Raw genomic sequence first — 16,006 nt, 5'->3', positions numbered from 1 at the left:
CCCTTTCACACCTTCTGACTGGGCTGCATAACATATGACAGTCAGAAAGAAGGGAGTGGGTTTGCTTTGTGGCCAAAGCGGAAAATATTACTTCTCGTTCCCCAAAATAGGGATGGATGGCAAGGAATTCTTTCTCTGTTGAATGTCCTACATAGAGATGTTATAGTCAGAGAAACATCACCTGAAGCCATAGTTGATTGGGCAGATAGAACAATCCCGGGTCTGGAGGAGGAACTGTATGATGTATCCGATGTGGGACCCACAGAAATTTTCTATTGGCCTGGTATCCCTCAGGAGGATCCTTACCGACAATGGGGCCTCTCCCGGGGACTTATCCAAACGGAGCTTACAGAATTCCTACATAGGTATTGGGAAGAAGAAATTGTACTTCCGGTGAATCCAAAGTTAGGTGATAATGAACCTTTTTTGTGGAGAATATTAGACTGTGCCGGGTTTGAGCCTTCATTATTGTGGCAGACCAAGGAAGGTCAATGGGAGGCTCGCATCAATAACGGCCTTCATTGGATCATCCCTGAAAGCTGGTTTACAGAGTGTTGGGGCCATGAGATGTTTGGGCGCCGCCCGAAGCTGGTTCTAGCCGAAAGCTGTTGGGTTCGTCAGGGGGATCAGGTGGAGTTCTATTCCGATAAAGACCGATTCGAGTATCTGGGGGAAATTACCCCTTGTGCGGATAAAGCTCTGGATGATGCTGTGTATACAGTAATGCTTCAAGCACTCCAACTCGGGGTTCCCTGGAGAAGTATTCGGCGTGCCTATGATATGATGAACATAAGGTGGTATACCAATGATATGGCAAGGGATGAGTGGACAGGTCGAGCACCGGTACCCTCTGAAGAAATTGAATACCTGGCGGATAGGGGGGTTGGCTGAAACCGTCTGTTGGCCGGAAAATGAGGAAGAGCTCAGGGAGATTTGGCTTAAATGTCAGGAACAAGGAATACCTTTTCGTTTATTTGGCCGGGGCTCCAATGTTCTGTTTCCGGATGAAGGATTAACCGGGGTAACAGTGATTAGCACGGGCCTAGCTCAGTCCGCATGGGACTCTGAACGAGTCAGAGTGGGGGCGGGATACTCTTTGGCCCGGCTATCTCAAGAAGCTGCGGATCGCGGCTTGACCGGATTGGAGTTTGCCCGGGGAATTCCGGGCACAGTGGGTGGAGCTGTCGTTATGAATGCAGGAGCTCATGGAGGAAGCATCCAGGATATCCTGGAGGAGGTCAAAATTCTCACTCCACAGGGAGAATTGCAGCGACTTGCTAAACAAGAGATACAGTTCGGCTATAGAGAGTGTTCCTTACGGGACCAGGTCATCATCCTGGAGGGGATTTTTTGCCTAAAATCCGGAGATCCGGATGTGATTCAGGCAACTATGAGTGAGAACCTGGCTAAGCGAAAAGCTGCCCAGCCCTTAGAACTGCCCAATGCAGGAAGTGTGTTTCGGAATCCTCCCGGAGATTCGGCTGGACGTTTAATCGAGAAAGCCGGTTGGAAGGGAAAGAGATTAGGTGGGGCTCAGGTATCCTTAAAGCATGGGAATTTTATAGTGAACCAAGGAGATGCTACAGCCCACGATGTATTAGCCTTGATACGAGAGATTCAAAAGGATGTTCATCATCAATTCGGCGTTGAGTTAAAGACTGAGGTGCGGTATATCCCACCCAGCTAAGAGGGAGGAATCTTTCATGGCGATGGATCGGTATGTCATTACCGGAAAACAACGGTTGGAAGGTAGACTGCGCAATAGTGGAGCTAAAAACGCATCCCTACCTTTATTGGCAGCTTCTTTGCTGGTTTCGGGAAAGACCACTTTATTGGACATTCCCCATTTAGCAGATATCGGGAATATGATCGAAGTGCTTGAATACCTAGGTGCTCGTGTGGATGCTCAGCAAGAAGCCTTACTTGTAGATGCTTCAGACCTGGCCCGCTGTGAAGTGGATGAAGGGCTTATGCGTCAAATGAGAGCCTCCAATCTCATCCTAGGTCCCATCCTGGCTCGTAACGGCCGGGTGCGGATATCCAAACCGGGTGGATGTGCCATTGGCTCACGGCCCATGGATCAACATATCAAAGGACTGCAGGAATTGGGTGTCAAGGTCAAGGAAAAGCATGGCTATATCGAGGCTTGGGCGGATCAGCTCAAAGGGGCTAAAATCTATTTGGATCTCCCCAGTGTAGGAGCCACAGAAAATCTCATGATGACAGCTGTCCTTGCCAAAGGAACCACCACCATCTATAATGCAGCCAGGGAACCGGAGATTATCGATCTTCAGAATTTCCTTAACAAGATGGGGGCGAAAATCCGCGGTGCAGGAATGGATGTCCTGCGCATCGAGGGAGTGAGCAAGCTCTATCCTGTGGAGCATACGGTGATACCCGACCGGATCGAAGCGGGAACCCATATGGTAGCCGCTGTCATGACCCAAGGGGATATTGAAATCAGCAATGTGATTCCTGAGCATTTGGAACCTGTGACGGCTAAACTCCTTCAAGCAGGAGCGGAGATCATCATTGGGGATGACACTATTCGGGTCAAGGGCAATAGGAGAATTAAGGGAGTGGATTGCAAAACCATGCCTCATCCCGGTTTTCCAACGGATATGCAGCCTCAATTCATGGCGCTGCTCTCTACGGCTGAGGGAACCAGCGTTATTACTGAAACCATCTTTGAAAACCGTTTTCAGCATGTGGATGAACTTCGCCGCATGGGAGCCCAAATTACTGTGGAGGGGAGAACGGCTATTATCCGCGGTGTGGAAAGTCTGGAGGGCGCTTTTGTTGAGGCTACGGACCTGCGGGCGGGAGCTGCTCTTTTCCTGGCGGCCTTAGCTGCGGAAGAAGCAACTGTGCTGGAAAAAGTAGGGCATATAGATCGTGGCTACGATAATCTGGAGGAAAAATACCGCAGTGTGGGTGCCAAGCTAAAGCGGGTTAAATCCTAGAGTGTTGAAATCAAGGGCTTTTGAAAAGAAAGACATGACAGAGAGGATGGTATTCGATATACTGAGAGCTGGGGGGCGTGACCATGGAGCCTAGGAAATCGACTACATCCTTTCTCTATATTTCAATACTTCTTATACTATCCGTTGTAGGGATAAGCTTTTTTTTACAGTCCAGCTATTTTAACATTGAAGCAATAAGCATTGAGGGGCTAAAAGAAATCCCTCTCAATGAAATTGAACGTTTGACTACGGATGTAACAGGACAAAATCTTATTATGTTGGATCAAAGACAGCTTGAACAAAAGGTTCTGCTTCACCCTCTGGTGGAGTCGGTAGAATTTAAAAAGAAGTTCCCCAACCGCTTGGTTCTGGAGGTCAAGGAGCGTACTCCTGTAGCTCTGGTGCTTGTCAACTCAGGGGTAGTTGAGGTGGATGGCAAAGGGATTTATCTCCGTCGTCTGGAGGGATGGCCAGAGCAAAGCTATCCGGTTATCAATGGGGTGGCCCTTCCTGATACAGCAGGTCCCGGGCAGGAATTGGATCTCCCCGGACTTAGGGCGGCCCTTACTTTGCTAGGACAAGCTCCTCAGGAGTTAGAGCCTTGGATCGGAGAAATCTACGTTAATCCTATCCAACAGATGATCCTTTTTTTGACGGATGGAGTGGAAGTCCGTTTAGGCAAGGCCGATGCCTGGACAGAAAAACTTAAGTCCCTTTATACCCTGATCAATGATGAGGGGTATAAGTCCTTTAAGAATGGGGTAAGGTATATCGACTTTACAGCTGCTAAGCCTGTTATCGGCCGTTGATGAGGAGGAATTTCTTACATGTGGTTACCGTTTTTAGGTCTGATTCTTGGACTGGCTATCGGCTGGTTCAGCCCGTTTTCCGTGCCGGTTGAGTACTCAAAGTACCTCTCAGTGGCTATTTTAGCGGCTCTGGACTCTGTATTGGGGGGTATTCGTGCTAACCAGGAAAACCATTTTGACTCTGTCGTTTTTCTTTCGGGTTTCTTTACCAACATTTTGCTGGCCGGAATCCTTGCTTATGTGGGAGACCGAATTGGGGTGGACCTATTTCTGGCAGCTGTGGTGGCGTTTGGAGTCCGATTGTTTAATAACTTAGCTATTATTCGCAGGCATTTGATTAAAAGATAGAGATTGAGAACGATAAAAGGATTTCTTGGCGATAATCTGTGAACATTTGGGTTTATGGATAATATTTCATGTTAAAAAAATTAAAGTGAAAAGAAGGATAATATGCCTGTCCATAGAATTTATCACTGGTATGAGACTGTTTTGAACTGCGGGATTGTATATGAGGGATAAAAGGTTTTTTAATATAAGCGAGGGGGTCGTCAGCTAAATGCTTGAATTCGATATGGACTTTAATCAATTCGCTCAGATTAAGGTGATTGGGGTCGGCGGCGGGGGAAACAACGCTGTCAACCGCATGATTACGGCAGGTTTAAAAGGTGTGGATTTTGTAGCGGTGAATACCGATGCTCAGGCGATCAACCTCTCGCGGGCCGGACAGAAGGTCCAAATTGGCAATAAATTAACTAAAGGCCTTGGTGCAGGAGCTAATCCTGAAGTCGGCTCAAAAGCGGCTGAAGAAAGCCGGGAAGAATTAATTAGTGTCCTGAAAGGTGCCGATATGGTCTTTGTCACTGCCGGAATGGGCGGAGGTACTGGAACCGGGGCGGCCCCTATTGTAGCTGAAATCGCTAAGGAATTAGGTGCTCTGACGGTTGGAGTGGTGACACGTCCCTTTTCTTTTGAGGGCAGAAAGCGGGCCATGCAGGCTGAAAAAGGGATCGCTGAGCTCAAAAGCAAAGTCGATACCTTGATCACGATTCCCAACGATCGCTTGCTTCAAGTCGTGGACAAACATACCGCTCTTCATGAAGCCTTCCGGATCGCCGATGATGTATTGCGTCAAGGGGTTCAGGGGATTTCGGATTTGATTGCCGTTCCCGGACTGATTAATTTGGATTTTGCCGATGTGAAGACCATTATGCGCAACACCGGTTCAGCCTTGATGGGAATCGGCGGGGCGACGGGTGAGAATAGAGCGGCGGATGCGGCGCGGAAAGCTATTTCCAGTCCTTTGCTTGAGACCTCCATTGAAGGGGCTCAAGGGGTTCTGCTGAATATCACCGGAGGTCAGAATCTGACCTTGTTTGAAGTCAATGAGGCCTCTGAGATCATTGCTGAAGCCGCAGATCCTGAAGCTAATATTATTTTTGGTGCAGTGATCGATGAAAGCCTGAAGGAAGAGATTCGGGTGACGGTCATTGCTACCGGATTTGACCAACAAAAGTCCGCTACCAGTACCTTAAGAGGAAGTGCCAATGAAGCGATTCGCCCTGTAGCGGCAACATCTGAGGATCTTGATATTCCGGAGTTCTTACGTCGCAGACGTTAATTAATTTAATGAAATACATTGAAGCCAGGCTTTGATTGCTTAATGAGTATGCAAAGCCTGGCCTTTTATTATTGGCTCTCCAGGTCTTTTTCGGGGCAGGGTCGGCCTCCATGCCGTGCAGTAGCACATTTGCCGCAGCACAAGAAAAGGATGAAAAGTTTTTGCTCGGGTTGTGTAGCTTTACGCACAACGCGAACTCCATAGCTCCGGGGCTGGTTAACTCGCTTTCTTAACAGCTCCGCCAAACCTCCAGGTAATACTTGATGTGAACCGGTGGCTCCGCAACGTTAAGAAAGCCTCGTTAACCTGACCGCCCCTCCGCTTAAAGAAAGCTTGGCTTATGGTGAGTGAAGCGAAGCAGAAGCCTTAGCTGCCTTATACACAGTGAAATCCGTCCGCTTTTGTGCGTAAAGCTACGCTTGCGGGTCCCTTTTCAGCATTTTTTTTGGGGTCCTGGGGCCTTTTGCGAGGATTTTCCGGGGTTATCTTCAGGCATTTTCCCAGAGTAGCCGACTATGCCGCTCAAGCGGCGGTAAAGACGGAAAAAGCGGCTCGGGGCAGGCAACTTGCCCAGCATTTCTCACAACGCCCCGCCTGCTCAAACTCGAAAAACAGCCCAGGGATTTTGATTTACAGCAGAGAACGGATTTAAGCGAGCGGAAACAAAATTTCGCGAAAAGCACGCAGCGGAGAAAGGTTGGAAACAGGATGTTTCCAACCCGCCATTGAGCAGGAGCGATTTGGCGGGGCACCTTTCGGAGTGGAGGGCTTAAGCGTTAGTTTTGTCCGCGCAGCTTATGGAGCGAACGGTGTAAATCAAAATCCTGGAGAATCAGCTTTCAGAGCTTTCCGGAGTTTTTTCGGAGCAGGCTGCACTGTAAGTGGTTATCTTGCGTGCGAACAGTTGATAAAAATCGTACGATGATATACAATTATCGTACGAGGTGAGAATAAAATGGACGATAAGAAAGAAGGAAATACGAAAAAGGCGAGCGACGCGATTACAGCCACGGAGCTTAAAAGCAATCTGGGAATGTACTTGGATTATGTTATGAACGAAAATGAGGAAGTGGTGATCACCAAAAACGGCAAAAAAGCTGTGCGTCTTACCCCTTACATCACAGATGCCGACCGTTATTTCCTCATGAAAGAAAAGGCCCTGGACTACCAGTACGGCGGCAAAAAGGTCTCCTATGATGAATTTATGGAGATTTATGAGAAAAGCGAGCTGCGCATGGAATTTATCAATGGGGAAATCGTGCTGTTAAGTTCGCCAAGCACCCTTCATCAGGAAATCTCGGGAAACTTGCATGTTGAGTTTAAAGGGTATCTTAAAGGGAAACCCTGCAAGGTGTTCTATGCCCCTTTCGATGTGCATTTCCGCAAAGAGGGGTTCAAAGATCCCGATGTGATGCAGCCGGACTTGTTCATTGCCTGCGATGTGGCTGAGACCACCAATGAAAAAGGGCGCTATATGGGCACGCCGGTTCTGGTGGTGGAGATTCTCTCCCCCAGCACCCGTTCCAGGGATATGGTGGATAAGCTGAACACCTTTATGATTTCCGGGGTCCGGGAGTTCTGGATTGTCGATCCTGTCCAGGAAATTGTTCTGGTTTATGGCTTTAAAGACTTGGATATTGATCATTTTATGACCTACCGGAAACAGGACGCGGTTCGGTCCTGCTGGTTTCCTGATCTGGAGATTGTGGGGACTGAAATCTTCCCTTGAACCCTTGAAACGAACTTTGGCAACAGCGTGTTCTCCAATGAGATGGTCTGAAGCGACCGATTGGAGGGCATGCTGTTTTTGTCCATGGGCATGATTCTTGAAAGGGAGATGGACTGATTAGGACGATATTATCATAAAAGGCTTGCCGAAGAGCACAAGATCGTCATAGTACTCTTTGTTTAGAGCAAATTAACGCTTTTATTATATTTGGAAAATTCAAATAACTCTTTGACACTAACACTATTCGGCGTTATGATGATAATGTCGTGTGCTCCTTTTTCCCTCCATAGTGGACATAGACAGCAAAGGACATAATTTCTGCGCAATTGGTCGGCAGCAATATTATGAAATAAAGAATCAAGCCAATGAATCAAATTGATTCATCAGCCGGAGGGGGAGTAAGCGGTTGAAAATCCTCCACCTAAAATTAGGGACTAAAATCGCAATGCTCTCATTCCTGCTCGTTCTTTTATCCGTTTTTCTGGCAGGAGTGATTATTGTCAACCAAATTTCGGATAAGATGGAGAAAGAAATAGGACATCGAGCGATGGCTATTGCCCGAACGGTTGCCCAGTTAAGTGAGGTACAAGAAAATCTTAGCAAGTCTGAGGGTTCGAAAGTAATTCAACCTCTTGCCGAACGGATCCGTCTGGCCACAGGGGTTGAATATATCGTAATTTTTAATATGGAAAAGACAAGATATTCTCATCCTTATTTAGATCGCATTGGCACTGTCTTTAACGATGGAGATGAAGAGCTTTCTTTACAAAGAAAGGAATATCTCTCCCAAGCTGTAGGAGTACTGGGACCGTCGATTCGTGCTTTTGTACCTGTCCTGGCTGATGAAGGGACCCGTCAGGTAGGGGTTGTTGCGGTTGGAATTCTTGTACCTACCATCCGGGAAATCATCAGTACCATCAAGACTGAACTCTATTCTTCGATTCTGATAGGGTTAATTCTGGGGGGACTGGGTTCATTTTATTTGGCCAGCAATATTAAGAAGAATATGTTTTCCCTTGAACCCAACGAGATCGCGCGGATGCTGGAAGAAAGAGTGGCAATTTTCCAGGCTATGGATGATGGGGTTGTAGCCCTTGATATGGAGAACCGCATTACCGTAATTAATGAAAAAGCGTGCCGGATTGTAGGAATTTCTGAAAAGGAGGTAGGATGCCGCTTAAAAGAACTTCCTGCCTTTAATGCCTTAAACGATTTATTGGTGGCAAATGATCCTACGGAGACCACAGAGCTTATCCTAAATAATACTTGGGTTTTCGTGGATTTTTTGCCGGTCAGAGTCAAGGAGCAGATAGTTGGAAGGGTCATCACCCTTAAAGAAAAAACTGAAGTACGCAAAATGGCGGAGGAATTAACTGGAGTAAAAACCTTTATTGAAGCGCTGAGGGTACAGAATCATGAATCCCTGAATAAATTGCATACCATTGCCGGGTTGATACAGTTAGGGAAAGCTGATCAAGCCAGGGATTATATTTATAGAGTGACTGAGGAGCAACAGGAGGTTACAAGATTCCTGAGCAGTAAGATTAGGTACCCTAACGTTGCAGGCTTGCTCTTAGGAAAGTATAATCGCGGCAAAGAGCTGAAAGTCGATGTTTTATTTGATCCGGACTCGAATTTGAGTGAATTGCCGGAGGGCTTTGACAGCAGCACATTGACCATTATTCTGGGAAATTTACTGGAGAATGCCATGGAAGCGGTGGTGGGAAGTAAGTTAAGCGAAGTGCACTGTCGGATTAAGTATGAACACCATGAATTGGTATTGAGTGTAGAGGATACCGGGTCGGGGATTTCCTCAGAAAATCAAGCAAAAATTTATCAATGGGGATTTTCAACCAAAGGGAATGGCAATAGGGGAATTGGCCTATCACTGGTTAAGCAGACAGTAGATTTGTTAGGTGGGACCATAGAGCTGGAGTCGGGTAAATGGGGGACACGTTTTGGGGTTAGAATTCCATTGAATAAAATTCAAGCGTGATCACACTGAGGTCTTTTAGGAGAGGTTCAAAAGGAGGCCATAATCAATGAATCTGATTGACTTGATCCTAGTTGAAGACGATCCGATGGTAATGGAAGTAAATGAAGGGTTTATAAAGAGAATTGGAGGGTTTCGAATTTGTGGTAAAGCCAGAACCGGAAAAAAAGCGTTGGAAATTATTCGGAATTTGAGACCGCGTTTAGTAATTCTCGATATCTATTTACCGGACCTCAACGGAATTCAAATCCTTAAAGAGATCCGCCAACTGGGTATACCTACCGATATCATCCTGATTACAGCGGCCCAGGACGTGGCAACGGTCCAGGCTGGGCTGCGCTTCGGTGTGGTGGATTACATTATCAAACCTTTTAAATATGAGCGGATCCATACTGCACTCAACAATTATTACTCCTACGCAGAGCAGCTGCAAAATCGCTGGGAGATAAATCAGGAGGATCTGGACCGTTTGATCAAAATTCATCCCCATCAGGATACCCTTGCCAATAGAAGTCGGGAAGAGTTACCCAAAGGCTTGCGCGAAATTACCTTGCAGCAAGTTTATAATTTTCTTAAAGAAACCCCGATCGGACTATCGGCAGAGGAAGTGGCGGAAGGGGTTGGGCTGGCGCGGGTAACAGCCCGCAGATACCTGGAATATCTTGAAAAAATGGACCGGGTATTATTGGAAACTCAATATGGGGCAGTGGGCAGGCCCATCAACAAATATAAAATTGTACTTTAGGGTGCATTTTTTTATTTTTACAGACCAATAAGACCATAAATATCAAAAGGACCAAAAGGTTGTTAATTATCAGAAAATATAATAAATTTACAATATTCAGATAAAAGGATCAACAGAGGTACAATGTATGGCTAGAAATAGCTGGCTCTTTATTTTAAGTATGGTTGTTCTTTTATTGGCCGGATGTGGTACCAGAGTTATTGATGGTCAGCAAGTGGATAAAAAGGATAAGATCATCATCAAGTTTTCTCACGTCGTTGAGGAGAACACTCCCAAAGGTTTAGCCGCCATACGTTTTGCCAGTCTGGTCAGGGAACGATCTAAGGGCTCTATTGAAGTTCAGGTATTTCCAAATTCTCAATTATTTAAAGATGGTGAAGAATTTGAGGCCTTGAGCAGAGGGGATGTGCAGATGATCGCTCCCACCACTTCAAAAGTTGCCCAATTATTTCCCCAGTGGCAAATCTGGGATCTTCCCTATCTGTTTGATGATCTAGACAGTGTTCATCAAATAATAGATGGGCCTTTGGGCAGGACCTTGCTTGAACAATTACGCCAGAAAAGTATGAAGGGACTGGCTATGTGGGATAACGGCTTCAAACAATTGACCAATAACGATCATCCTATCACTAAGCCCAGTGATTTACAAGGGTTATGTTTTCGGATCATGTCTCAGGGAATCCTGGAAGAACAATTTCATTACTTTGGCGCCGACACCCTCTATCTACCCTTCAATGATGTTTATCAGTCTTTGGAAGAAGGGCGGGCTCAAGGCCAGGAAAATACGATCTCTAATATTTATACGAAGAACTTTGACCAGGTACAGAGTTATTTAACCCTCAGTCAACACGGCTTTATGGGGTATGCGGTCATAGTCAATGAAGAATTCTGGAATCAGCTGCCATCTCAGGCTCGGGAACTCCTGGAGACAACCTTGGCTGAAGTGACACTGTGGGAAAGAGATATCGCCAAAAAGTTGAACGATGAACAATTAAGTGAACTGCAAAAACGCAATAAAATCAAGATATACACCTTGGATAGTCAGGAGAAAAGGTTTTGGAAAGAGGATTTTGCTTTGGTTTATGCAAAATTTGTCCAAGAAAACGGCGCAGACTTTCTTAATGATGTGAAACAATCCATTGACTTGGCTGGGAATAGGTAAACGATGAGGTTTAAGGAGGTGGGACCGGATTGGGATGAAGTTACAATTTTAAAAATAAGGCAAGGGGGTGAAACTTCTATCTTCGAGGGGTTAATGTCTACAAACTAGATTAGATGAGGAGAGGGTTTAAATGAGAAAACCAATTTGGCGGTCATTAATGGCTTTTGTTTTAATTCTTGGACTTTTAGTCACCCTCGGTGGTTGTGGAAGTCAGAATGCCGCAGGATCAGCGGATGTGATTAAAGTGGGGATTATTCTGCCCTTAACCGGTAGTGAGGCCACTTTCGGCAATATGGAAAAGAATGCTTTTGAAATGGCATATGAAGAACTAAAAGCTGCGGGTAAAACAACGATAGGCGGTAAGGACATTCAGCTCTTGTTTGAAGATGATCAGGGAAAGCAGGATATGGCCAAGTCTGCAACGGAGAAACTTGTCAACCAGGACAAAGTCGTAATGATAAGCGGTGCTTACAGCAGTGCTTCTACTAACGTTATTGCCGGCGCGGCCCAGTCGATGAACATACCTTTACTTGTCACTACGGGATCAGCGGATGACATCACTAAGAAGGGCTGGGAATGGGTTTTCAGGGGTGCTGCCGCTCCAGCCAGTAAATACACGGTTGCTCTTTGGGAGATGCTTGATCAGGTCATAAAGCCAAAGACGGCTGCTATTATTTACGAAAGCACAGATTTCGGTAAGTCATCTGCCACAGGCTTCAGGGCCGAAGCAGAAAAAAGAGGGATAGAAATCGTCTATGATCAACCCTATGAGGCTGGAGCGATAGATTTTAAGCCCATGCTGGCTAAGGTTAAAACGACTAACCCTGATATGGTTTTTGCGGTCTCCTATCTGATGGATGCTTCCATGATCGTCAAACAATCCAAGGAACTGGATTTTAACACGAAATTGGTAGTAGGGGGCGGTGCTGGCTATACCCTGCCTGAATTCAGGGAAAATGCGGGTGAGGCTTCGGAATATATTGCCTCCAGCACTCTGTGGGTACCTAGTGTAACCTGGCCGGGAGCAAAGGAATTCTTTGATAACTATGTGAAGAAATATGGAAAAGAACCTGATTATCATGGCGCACAGGCTTATGCAACCATGCATATCATTGTGGATGCTCTTAACAGGGCTCAAGAGCTTAGCAATACAGGGATTCAAAAAGCTCTTAAAGAAACGGATCTGATGACAGTTATGGGTCCAATCAAGTTTGAAGACTGGGAAGGCTATACCAATCAAAACAGACCCTATACTTATGTAGTGCAATGGCAGAAGGGCAAGTTGGAAGTAATCTGGCCCGAAGATGTTAAATCGGCTCCCCTTGTCTATCCGGTGCCTAACTGGGGAGAGAGGTAATAATTCTTTAGTATAGTAGTGTAATGGAGCAAATAGAAGAAGTCTGATCTTCTTCTATTTGCCCCCTTGGATCAACGCAGAATATCTCGCATTGTATTGGGGGTAGTTATAATGGTTTTATTCGGCCAATCCGTTATCTCCGGTGTCCTGCTAGGGTCTATGTATGCTTTGATTGCGCTGGGAATGACTTTAATTATGGGAGTCATGAAAATAATCAACCTTGCTCACGGAGCTATTGTCATGGTAGGGATGTACGTTACCTATGTTTGTTTTCATCAATTTGGTCTTGATCCTTATCTGGGGATGTTCGCGGCAATGATCGTAGCATTTTTGTTAGGCTGCATCATCCAGAAGTATATGATTAATATCTTGGTTAAGGTTGAATCGATCCTTCCCCAGAATCAGGTTTTACTAACCATTGGGATAATGCTGGTTTTAACCGAAATTGCCCGGCTCATCTTTACATCAGACTATCGGTCAATAGCCACAGGCTATTCATCAAAAACCGTTTTTATAGCGGATATGTCAATCAGTGTGCCAATGCTCATTGGATTTTTTATTGCTATAGCGTTTACCACACTCCTACATCTGTTTTTGACTAAAACAGATTTGGGTAAGTCTATCAGAGCCACGGCTCAGGACCGGGATGCTGCGGTCTACATGGGAGTCAACTCTTCAAAGATTACAGTAATTACCTTTGGTATTGGCTCGGCTTTGGCGGCAGCTGGGGGGTCCTTGTTATTACCGATCTTTTATTTATATCCGGATGTGGGGCAGCTGTTTAATGCCAAGTCTTTTATAATAACCATTTTGGGAGGAATGGGCAGTACCATGGGTGCCATAGTTGGAGCTATCATCCTCGGTACTGCGGAATCATTGGGTGCAACGTATATTTCTATGGGGTACAAAGATTTAGTCGGCCTGATCATGTTTATTCTAGTTCTGTTATTTTTGCCAGGTGGCTTAAAAAGCTTTATCAGGAGGTGAGCGGGATATGAAAAACAAAAAGTTGCTATTGACAATTATAGCTCTTATCGCAGCGCTGGCGGTTCCATTGATTATTAAAGCCCCTTACCAATTGCATATGGTGATTTTAATCCTTATTTGGGCGACGATTGGTACAGCCTGGAATTTGCTCGGTGGATATGGGGGGCAGGTTTCCTTTGGCCACGCGGCATTCTTTGGGATAGGTGCTTATTCCGCAGGAATGCTGAACCTCTATTTGGAGGTATCCCCTTGGTGGGGTCTGCTGTTGGGACCTATCGCGGCTACCATGATCGCTTATCCAATTGGCTTGATTTGTTTCCGGCTGAGAGGCCCTTACTTTGCACTGGCCATGCTGGCCTTGGGTGAAATCTTTAGAATTCTATTTACTAACCTGTCGGTAACCAACGGTGCTCAAGGGATACTGATTATGCCGGAAATTACTTCAAAAGTTTTCTATTATTACATAGGCTTAGCAATTTTGGCTTTAACGATTATGACCACTTACAAGATTGTTAACTCTAAAATAGGCTATTATCTGGTTTCCATAAGGGAAGACCAGGATGCAGCAACTTCTCTGGGAATTCCGACGACGACCTATAAAATAATTGCCCTCCTACCCAGTGCCTTTTTTACAGGATTGGTTGGAGCGTTTTATATGAATTATGTATCTTTTATAGATCCGAAAATTGCGTTTAATTTAGTCAACGTCTCAATTATGATAATTCTGGTTGTTATGCTGGGGGGGCCTGCCACAACCTGGGGACCTACTATTGGCGCAGCAATTTATATAATTTTGGGAGAACTGTTTCGCGCAACCCTTGGAGCGGCTAATGTTCTGGTCTTTGGAATGCTTGTGTGCATAATCATCATGTTTATGCCTAATGGGATTATCGGGGCACTCACCAACCTTGGGCGACTATTGAGGCAAAAGAAAGGCTGGCCGGGAGGGACTAAACATGAGTCTATTTGAAGCAAAAAACATTGTTAAGCGATTTGGGGGCGTAGCCGCCGTTAATAACCTGAGTTTCACGGTTGAAAAGGGAGAAATCTTAGGGATTATTGGTCCTAATGGTGCCGGCAAAACAACCGTCTTCAATCTTATCAGTTGTTTTTTTCCCCCTTCTTCAGGAGAAATATACTTCAAAGAGAAAAGGATTGACCAGGTGCCGGCCCATGATATATGCGACCTAGGAATAGGGAGAACATTTCAAGTTGTTAAACCCTTAAAACGGATGACCGTGCAGGAAAATGTTATGGTAGGAGCATTTCTACGCACCAATAGCACGGCAAAAGCAAAAAGCAAGGCTGAGGAGATCGTGGATTTCTGTGGACTGACTAAGTTTAAAGATTATGAAGCGAAAAGCTTGCCCTTAGCACTGCGCAAAAGGCTGGAAATTGCCAGGGCCCTGGCCACGGAACCGGAATTGCTTATGCTTGATGAAACCTGTGCAGGCCTAAATCCGAGGGAGTCAGAAGAGGCAATAGCCATCATCAAAAAGATCCGAGATTCGGGAATGACAATAATCATTATCGAACACATCATGAAGGTGATGATGGGTATCTCTGACCGCATTTTGGCTATAAACTTCGGCAGCCAAATCACGATTGGAAAACCGCAGGAGGTAGCGAGTCATCCTGAGGTAATTAAAGCATATTTAGGTGATGATCATGCTTAAAGTAAAGAGCCTTAATGCATCCTACAAAGATCTGCAGGTTTTATGGGATGTTTCCTTTGAAGTCAGAAAAGGGGAGTTTGTGGTACTTCTTGGTGCCAATGGAGCTGGTAAAACAACCATTTTAAACACAATCTCGGGAATCGTAACAAATAAAAGCGGAGTTATAGAGTTTATGGGCACAGATATTGCCAAATTGCCTGGCTACAAAGTTGCTGCTCAAGGAATTATTCATGTCCCTGAAGGACGGCGTCTTTTTCCGGAAATGACCGTAAAAGAGAATTTGGAAATGGGATCGCTATTTCCTGAGGCTAAAGCCAAACGTAAAGAGACTATAAAAAAGGTCTTTGACTTATTTCCAATTTTACAGGAAAAGCAAAACCAGGAAGCGGGGAATCTCAGCGGTGGCCAGCAACAGATGCTTGCTATAGGCAGAGGATTAATGGCTTTGCCGAATTTACTTATCCTGGATGAACCCTCCCTTGGGCTTTCGCCGGTGTTGGTAAGCCAGATTTTCGATATAGTAAAAGAAATCAATCAACAGGGTGTCACTGTTCTGCTGGTCGAGCAGAATGTGGCCAAGACTTTAAGCATGTGCGACCGGGCCTATGTTTTGGAGAACGGCAGGGTAATCATGGAAGGTCAGGGTCAGGAACTATTGAACAATGAACATATCAAAGAAGCATATTTAGGAATATAACAAGTCATTTGTTTAAGGTAAGGTCGTGTTGGACTAATCTGAGGATTGTATTATGGTATGGCTTTGGGGGTGGAACATTGAGTTGCCTGGCAATTCAATGTTCCACCCCTTTTAGCAATTTTGGCGTCTGTCGATTATCCTCAAGCCCTATGTCGCTATTGCAGCACCATCGGATGATGGAAATTATTAACCTGCTGAAGTTTGCTTAACCGCGATTATGCGTCACCAGTCGCAATAGTTTTCCTAAATATTCCCACCTATTACGACAGC

General features: G+C 45.5%; 17 protein-coding genes. All 17 read left to right on the top strand.

Annotation, left to right across the window (positions count from 1 at the left end; genetic code table 11):
* Positions 1 to 66: 66 nt before the first annotated feature.
* The 17 genes from DESDE_RS16725 to DESDE_RS16650 all read left to right on the top strand — a co-directional run bounded on the left by DESDE_RS16725 (position 67) and on the right by DESDE_RS16650 (position 15,736).
* A complete protein-coding gene (locus DESDE_RS16725) occupies positions 67 to 891 on the top strand; it encodes a hypothetical protein (protein ID WP_014795206.1) in 825 nt (274 codons plus the stop codon).
* Complete coding sequence (gene murB, locus DESDE_RS16720; protein WP_014795205.1) at positions 821 to 1,687, top strand: UDP-N-acetylmuramate dehydrogenase; 867 nt, start codon at positions 821 to 823, stop codon at positions 1,685 to 1,687. The genes DESDE_RS16725 and murB overlap by 71 nt, the downstream gene beginning before the upstream one ends.
* A 16-nt stretch (positions 1,688 to 1,703) precedes the next feature.
* Positions 1,704 to 2,963: a UDP-N-acetylglucosamine 1-carboxyvinyltransferase gene (gene murA, locus DESDE_RS16715; RefSeq protein WP_014795204.1), complete on the top strand. Its 1,260-nt coding sequence runs from the start codon at positions 1,704 to 1,706 to the stop codon at positions 2,961 to 2,963.
* A gap of 83 nt (positions 2,964 to 3,046) precedes the next feature.
* Positions 3,047 to 3,772 (top strand): cell division protein FtsQ/DivIB, encoded by a 726-nt coding sequence (locus DESDE_RS16710; RefSeq protein ID WP_014795203.1) that lies wholly within the window; start codon positions 3,047 to 3,049, stop codon positions 3,770 to 3,772.
* Positions 3,773 to 3,790: 18 nt separating this feature from the next.
* Positions 3,791 to 4,120 carry a small basic family protein gene (locus DESDE_RS16705; protein WP_014795202.1) on the top strand — a complete coding sequence of 110 codons (330 nt, stop codon included), beginning with the start codon at positions 3,791 to 3,793 and terminating at the stop codon, positions 4,118 to 4,120.
* A gap of 208 nt (positions 4,121 to 4,328) precedes the next feature.
* Positions 4,329 to 5,390, top strand: coding sequence for a cell division protein FtsZ (gene ftsZ / locus DESDE_RS16700; protein ID WP_014795201.1), 1,062 nt, complete (start codon positions 4,329 to 4,331; stop codon positions 5,388 to 5,390).
* A 463-nt stretch (positions 5,391 to 5,853) separates the two neighbouring features.
* Positions 5,854 to 6,042 carry a hypothetical protein gene (locus DESDE_RS21870; protein WP_156831330.1) on the top strand — a complete coding sequence of 63 codons (189 nt, stop codon included), beginning with the start codon at positions 5,854 to 5,856 and terminating at the stop codon, positions 6,040 to 6,042.
* A 45-nt stretch (positions 6,043 to 6,087) separates the two neighbouring features.
* Complete coding sequence (locus tag DESDE_RS16695; protein WP_014795200.1) at positions 6,088 to 6,315, top strand: hypothetical protein; 228 nt, start codon at positions 6,088 to 6,090, stop codon at positions 6,313 to 6,315.
* Positions 6,316 to 6,345: 30 nt separating this feature from the next.
* On the top strand, positions 6,346 to 7,119 hold the full coding sequence (locus DESDE_RS16690; RefSeq protein WP_014795199.1) for a type II toxin-antitoxin system Phd/YefM family antitoxin: 774 nt from the start codon (positions 6,346 to 6,348) through the stop codon (positions 7,117 to 7,119).
* A gap of 406 nt (positions 7,120 to 7,525) precedes the next feature.
* Positions 7,526 to 9,115: an ATP-binding protein gene (locus DESDE_RS16685; RefSeq protein WP_014795198.1), complete on the top strand. Its 1,590-nt coding sequence runs from the start codon at positions 7,526 to 7,528 to the stop codon at positions 9,113 to 9,115.
* 46 nt (positions 9,116 to 9,161) lie between these two features.
* Positions 9,162 to 9,857 carry a response regulator gene (locus DESDE_RS16680; RefSeq protein WP_014795197.1) on the top strand — a complete coding sequence of 232 codons (696 nt, stop codon included), beginning with the start codon at positions 9,162 to 9,164 and terminating at the stop codon, positions 9,855 to 9,857.
* A gap of 127 nt (positions 9,858 to 9,984) precedes the next feature.
* Positions 9,985 to 11,019 (top strand): DctP family TRAP transporter solute-binding subunit, encoded by a 1,035-nt coding sequence (locus DESDE_RS16675; protein WP_014795196.1) that lies wholly within the window; start codon positions 9,985 to 9,987, stop codon positions 11,017 to 11,019.
* Between the two features lie 130 nt (positions 11,020 to 11,149).
* Positions 11,150 to 12,376 (top strand): ABC transporter substrate-binding protein, encoded by a 1,227-nt coding sequence (locus tag DESDE_RS16670; protein WP_014795195.1) that lies wholly within the window; start codon positions 11,150 to 11,152, stop codon positions 12,374 to 12,376.
* Positions 12,377 to 12,487: 111 nt separating this feature from the next.
* Positions 12,488 to 13,363 carry a branched-chain amino acid ABC transporter permease gene (locus tag DESDE_RS16665; protein ID WP_014795194.1) on the top strand — a complete coding sequence of 292 codons (876 nt, stop codon included), beginning with the start codon at positions 12,488 to 12,490 and terminating at the stop codon, positions 13,361 to 13,363.
* Between the two features lie 7 nt (positions 13,364 to 13,370).
* Complete coding sequence (locus tag DESDE_RS16660; RefSeq protein ID WP_014795193.1) at positions 13,371 to 14,333, top strand: branched-chain amino acid ABC transporter permease; 963 nt, start codon at positions 13,371 to 13,373, stop codon at positions 14,331 to 14,333.
* The gene (locus DESDE_RS16655) at positions 14,320 to 15,039 is read left to right on the top strand and encodes an ABC transporter ATP-binding protein (protein ID WP_014795192.1); all 720 of its coding nucleotides are present in this window, start codon (positions 14,320 to 14,322) and stop codon (positions 15,037 to 15,039) included. Before DESDE_RS16660 ends, DESDE_RS16655 begins: the two co-directional genes overlap by 14 nt.
* Positions 15,032 to 15,736 (top strand): ABC transporter ATP-binding protein, encoded by a 705-nt coding sequence (locus DESDE_RS16650; RefSeq protein WP_014795191.1) that lies wholly within the window; start codon positions 15,032 to 15,034, stop codon positions 15,734 to 15,736. The genes DESDE_RS16655 and DESDE_RS16650 overlap by 8 nt, the downstream gene beginning before the upstream one ends.
* Positions 15,737 to 16,006 lie beyond the last annotated feature (270 nt).

The sequence above is a fragment of the Desulfitobacterium dehalogenans ATCC 51507 genome, from assembly GCF_000243155.2.
Lineage (GTDB): Bacteria > Bacillota > Desulfitobacteriia > Desulfitobacteriales > Desulfitobacteriaceae > Desulfitobacterium > Desulfitobacterium dehalogenans.
The sequence above is the reverse complement of the archived record's forward strand: the minus strand, read 5'-3'. Positions and strand labels throughout refer to the sequence as shown.

What these genes read in the sequence shown, in the direction of transcription:
- murB (WP_014795205.1), top strand. Translation starts at nt 821, where the DNA reads ATGAGTGGACAGGTCGAGCACCGGTACCCTCTGAAGAAATTGAATACC.
- murA (WP_014795204.1), top strand. Translation starts at nt 1,704, where the DNA reads ATGGCGATGGATCGGTATGTCATTACCGGAAAACAACGGTTGGAAGGT.
- DESDE_RS16710 (WP_014795203.1), top strand. Translation starts at nt 3,047, where the DNA reads ATGGAGCCTAGGAAATCGACTACATCCTTTCTCTATATTTCAATACTT.
- DESDE_RS16705 (WP_014795202.1), top strand. Translation starts at nt 3,791, where the DNA reads ATGTGGTTACCGTTTTTAGGTCTGATTCTTGGACTGGCTATCGGCTGG.
- ftsZ (WP_014795201.1), top strand. Translation starts at nt 4,329, where the DNA reads ATGCTTGAATTCGATATGGACTTTAATCAATTCGCTCAGATTAAGGTG.
- DESDE_RS16690 (WP_014795199.1), top strand. Translation starts at nt 6,346, where the DNA reads ATGGACGATAAGAAAGAAGGAAATACGAAAAAGGCGAGCGACGCGATT.
- DESDE_RS16680 (WP_014795197.1), top strand. Translation starts at nt 9,162, where the DNA reads ATGAATCTGATTGACTTGATCCTAGTTGAAGACGATCCGATGGTAATG.
- DESDE_RS16675 (WP_014795196.1), top strand. Translation starts at nt 9,985, where the DNA reads ATGGCTAGAAATAGCTGGCTCTTTATTTTAAGTATGGTTGTTCTTTTA.
- DESDE_RS16670 (WP_014795195.1), top strand. Translation starts at nt 11,150, where the DNA reads ATGAGAAAACCAATTTGGCGGTCATTAATGGCTTTTGTTTTAATTCTT.
- DESDE_RS16665 (WP_014795194.1), top strand. Translation starts at nt 12,488, where the DNA reads ATGGTTTTATTCGGCCAATCCGTTATCTCCGGTGTCCTGCTAGGGTCT.
- DESDE_RS16660 (WP_014795193.1), top strand. Translation starts at nt 13,371, where the DNA reads ATGAAAAACAAAAAGTTGCTATTGACAATTATAGCTCTTATCGCAGCG.
- DESDE_RS16655 (WP_014795192.1), top strand. Translation starts at nt 14,320, where the DNA reads ATGAGTCTATTTGAAGCAAAAAACATTGTTAAGCGATTTGGGGGCGTA.
- DESDE_RS16650 (WP_014795191.1), top strand. Translation starts at nt 15,032, where the DNA reads ATGCTTAAAGTAAAGAGCCTTAATGCATCCTACAAAGATCTGCAGGTT.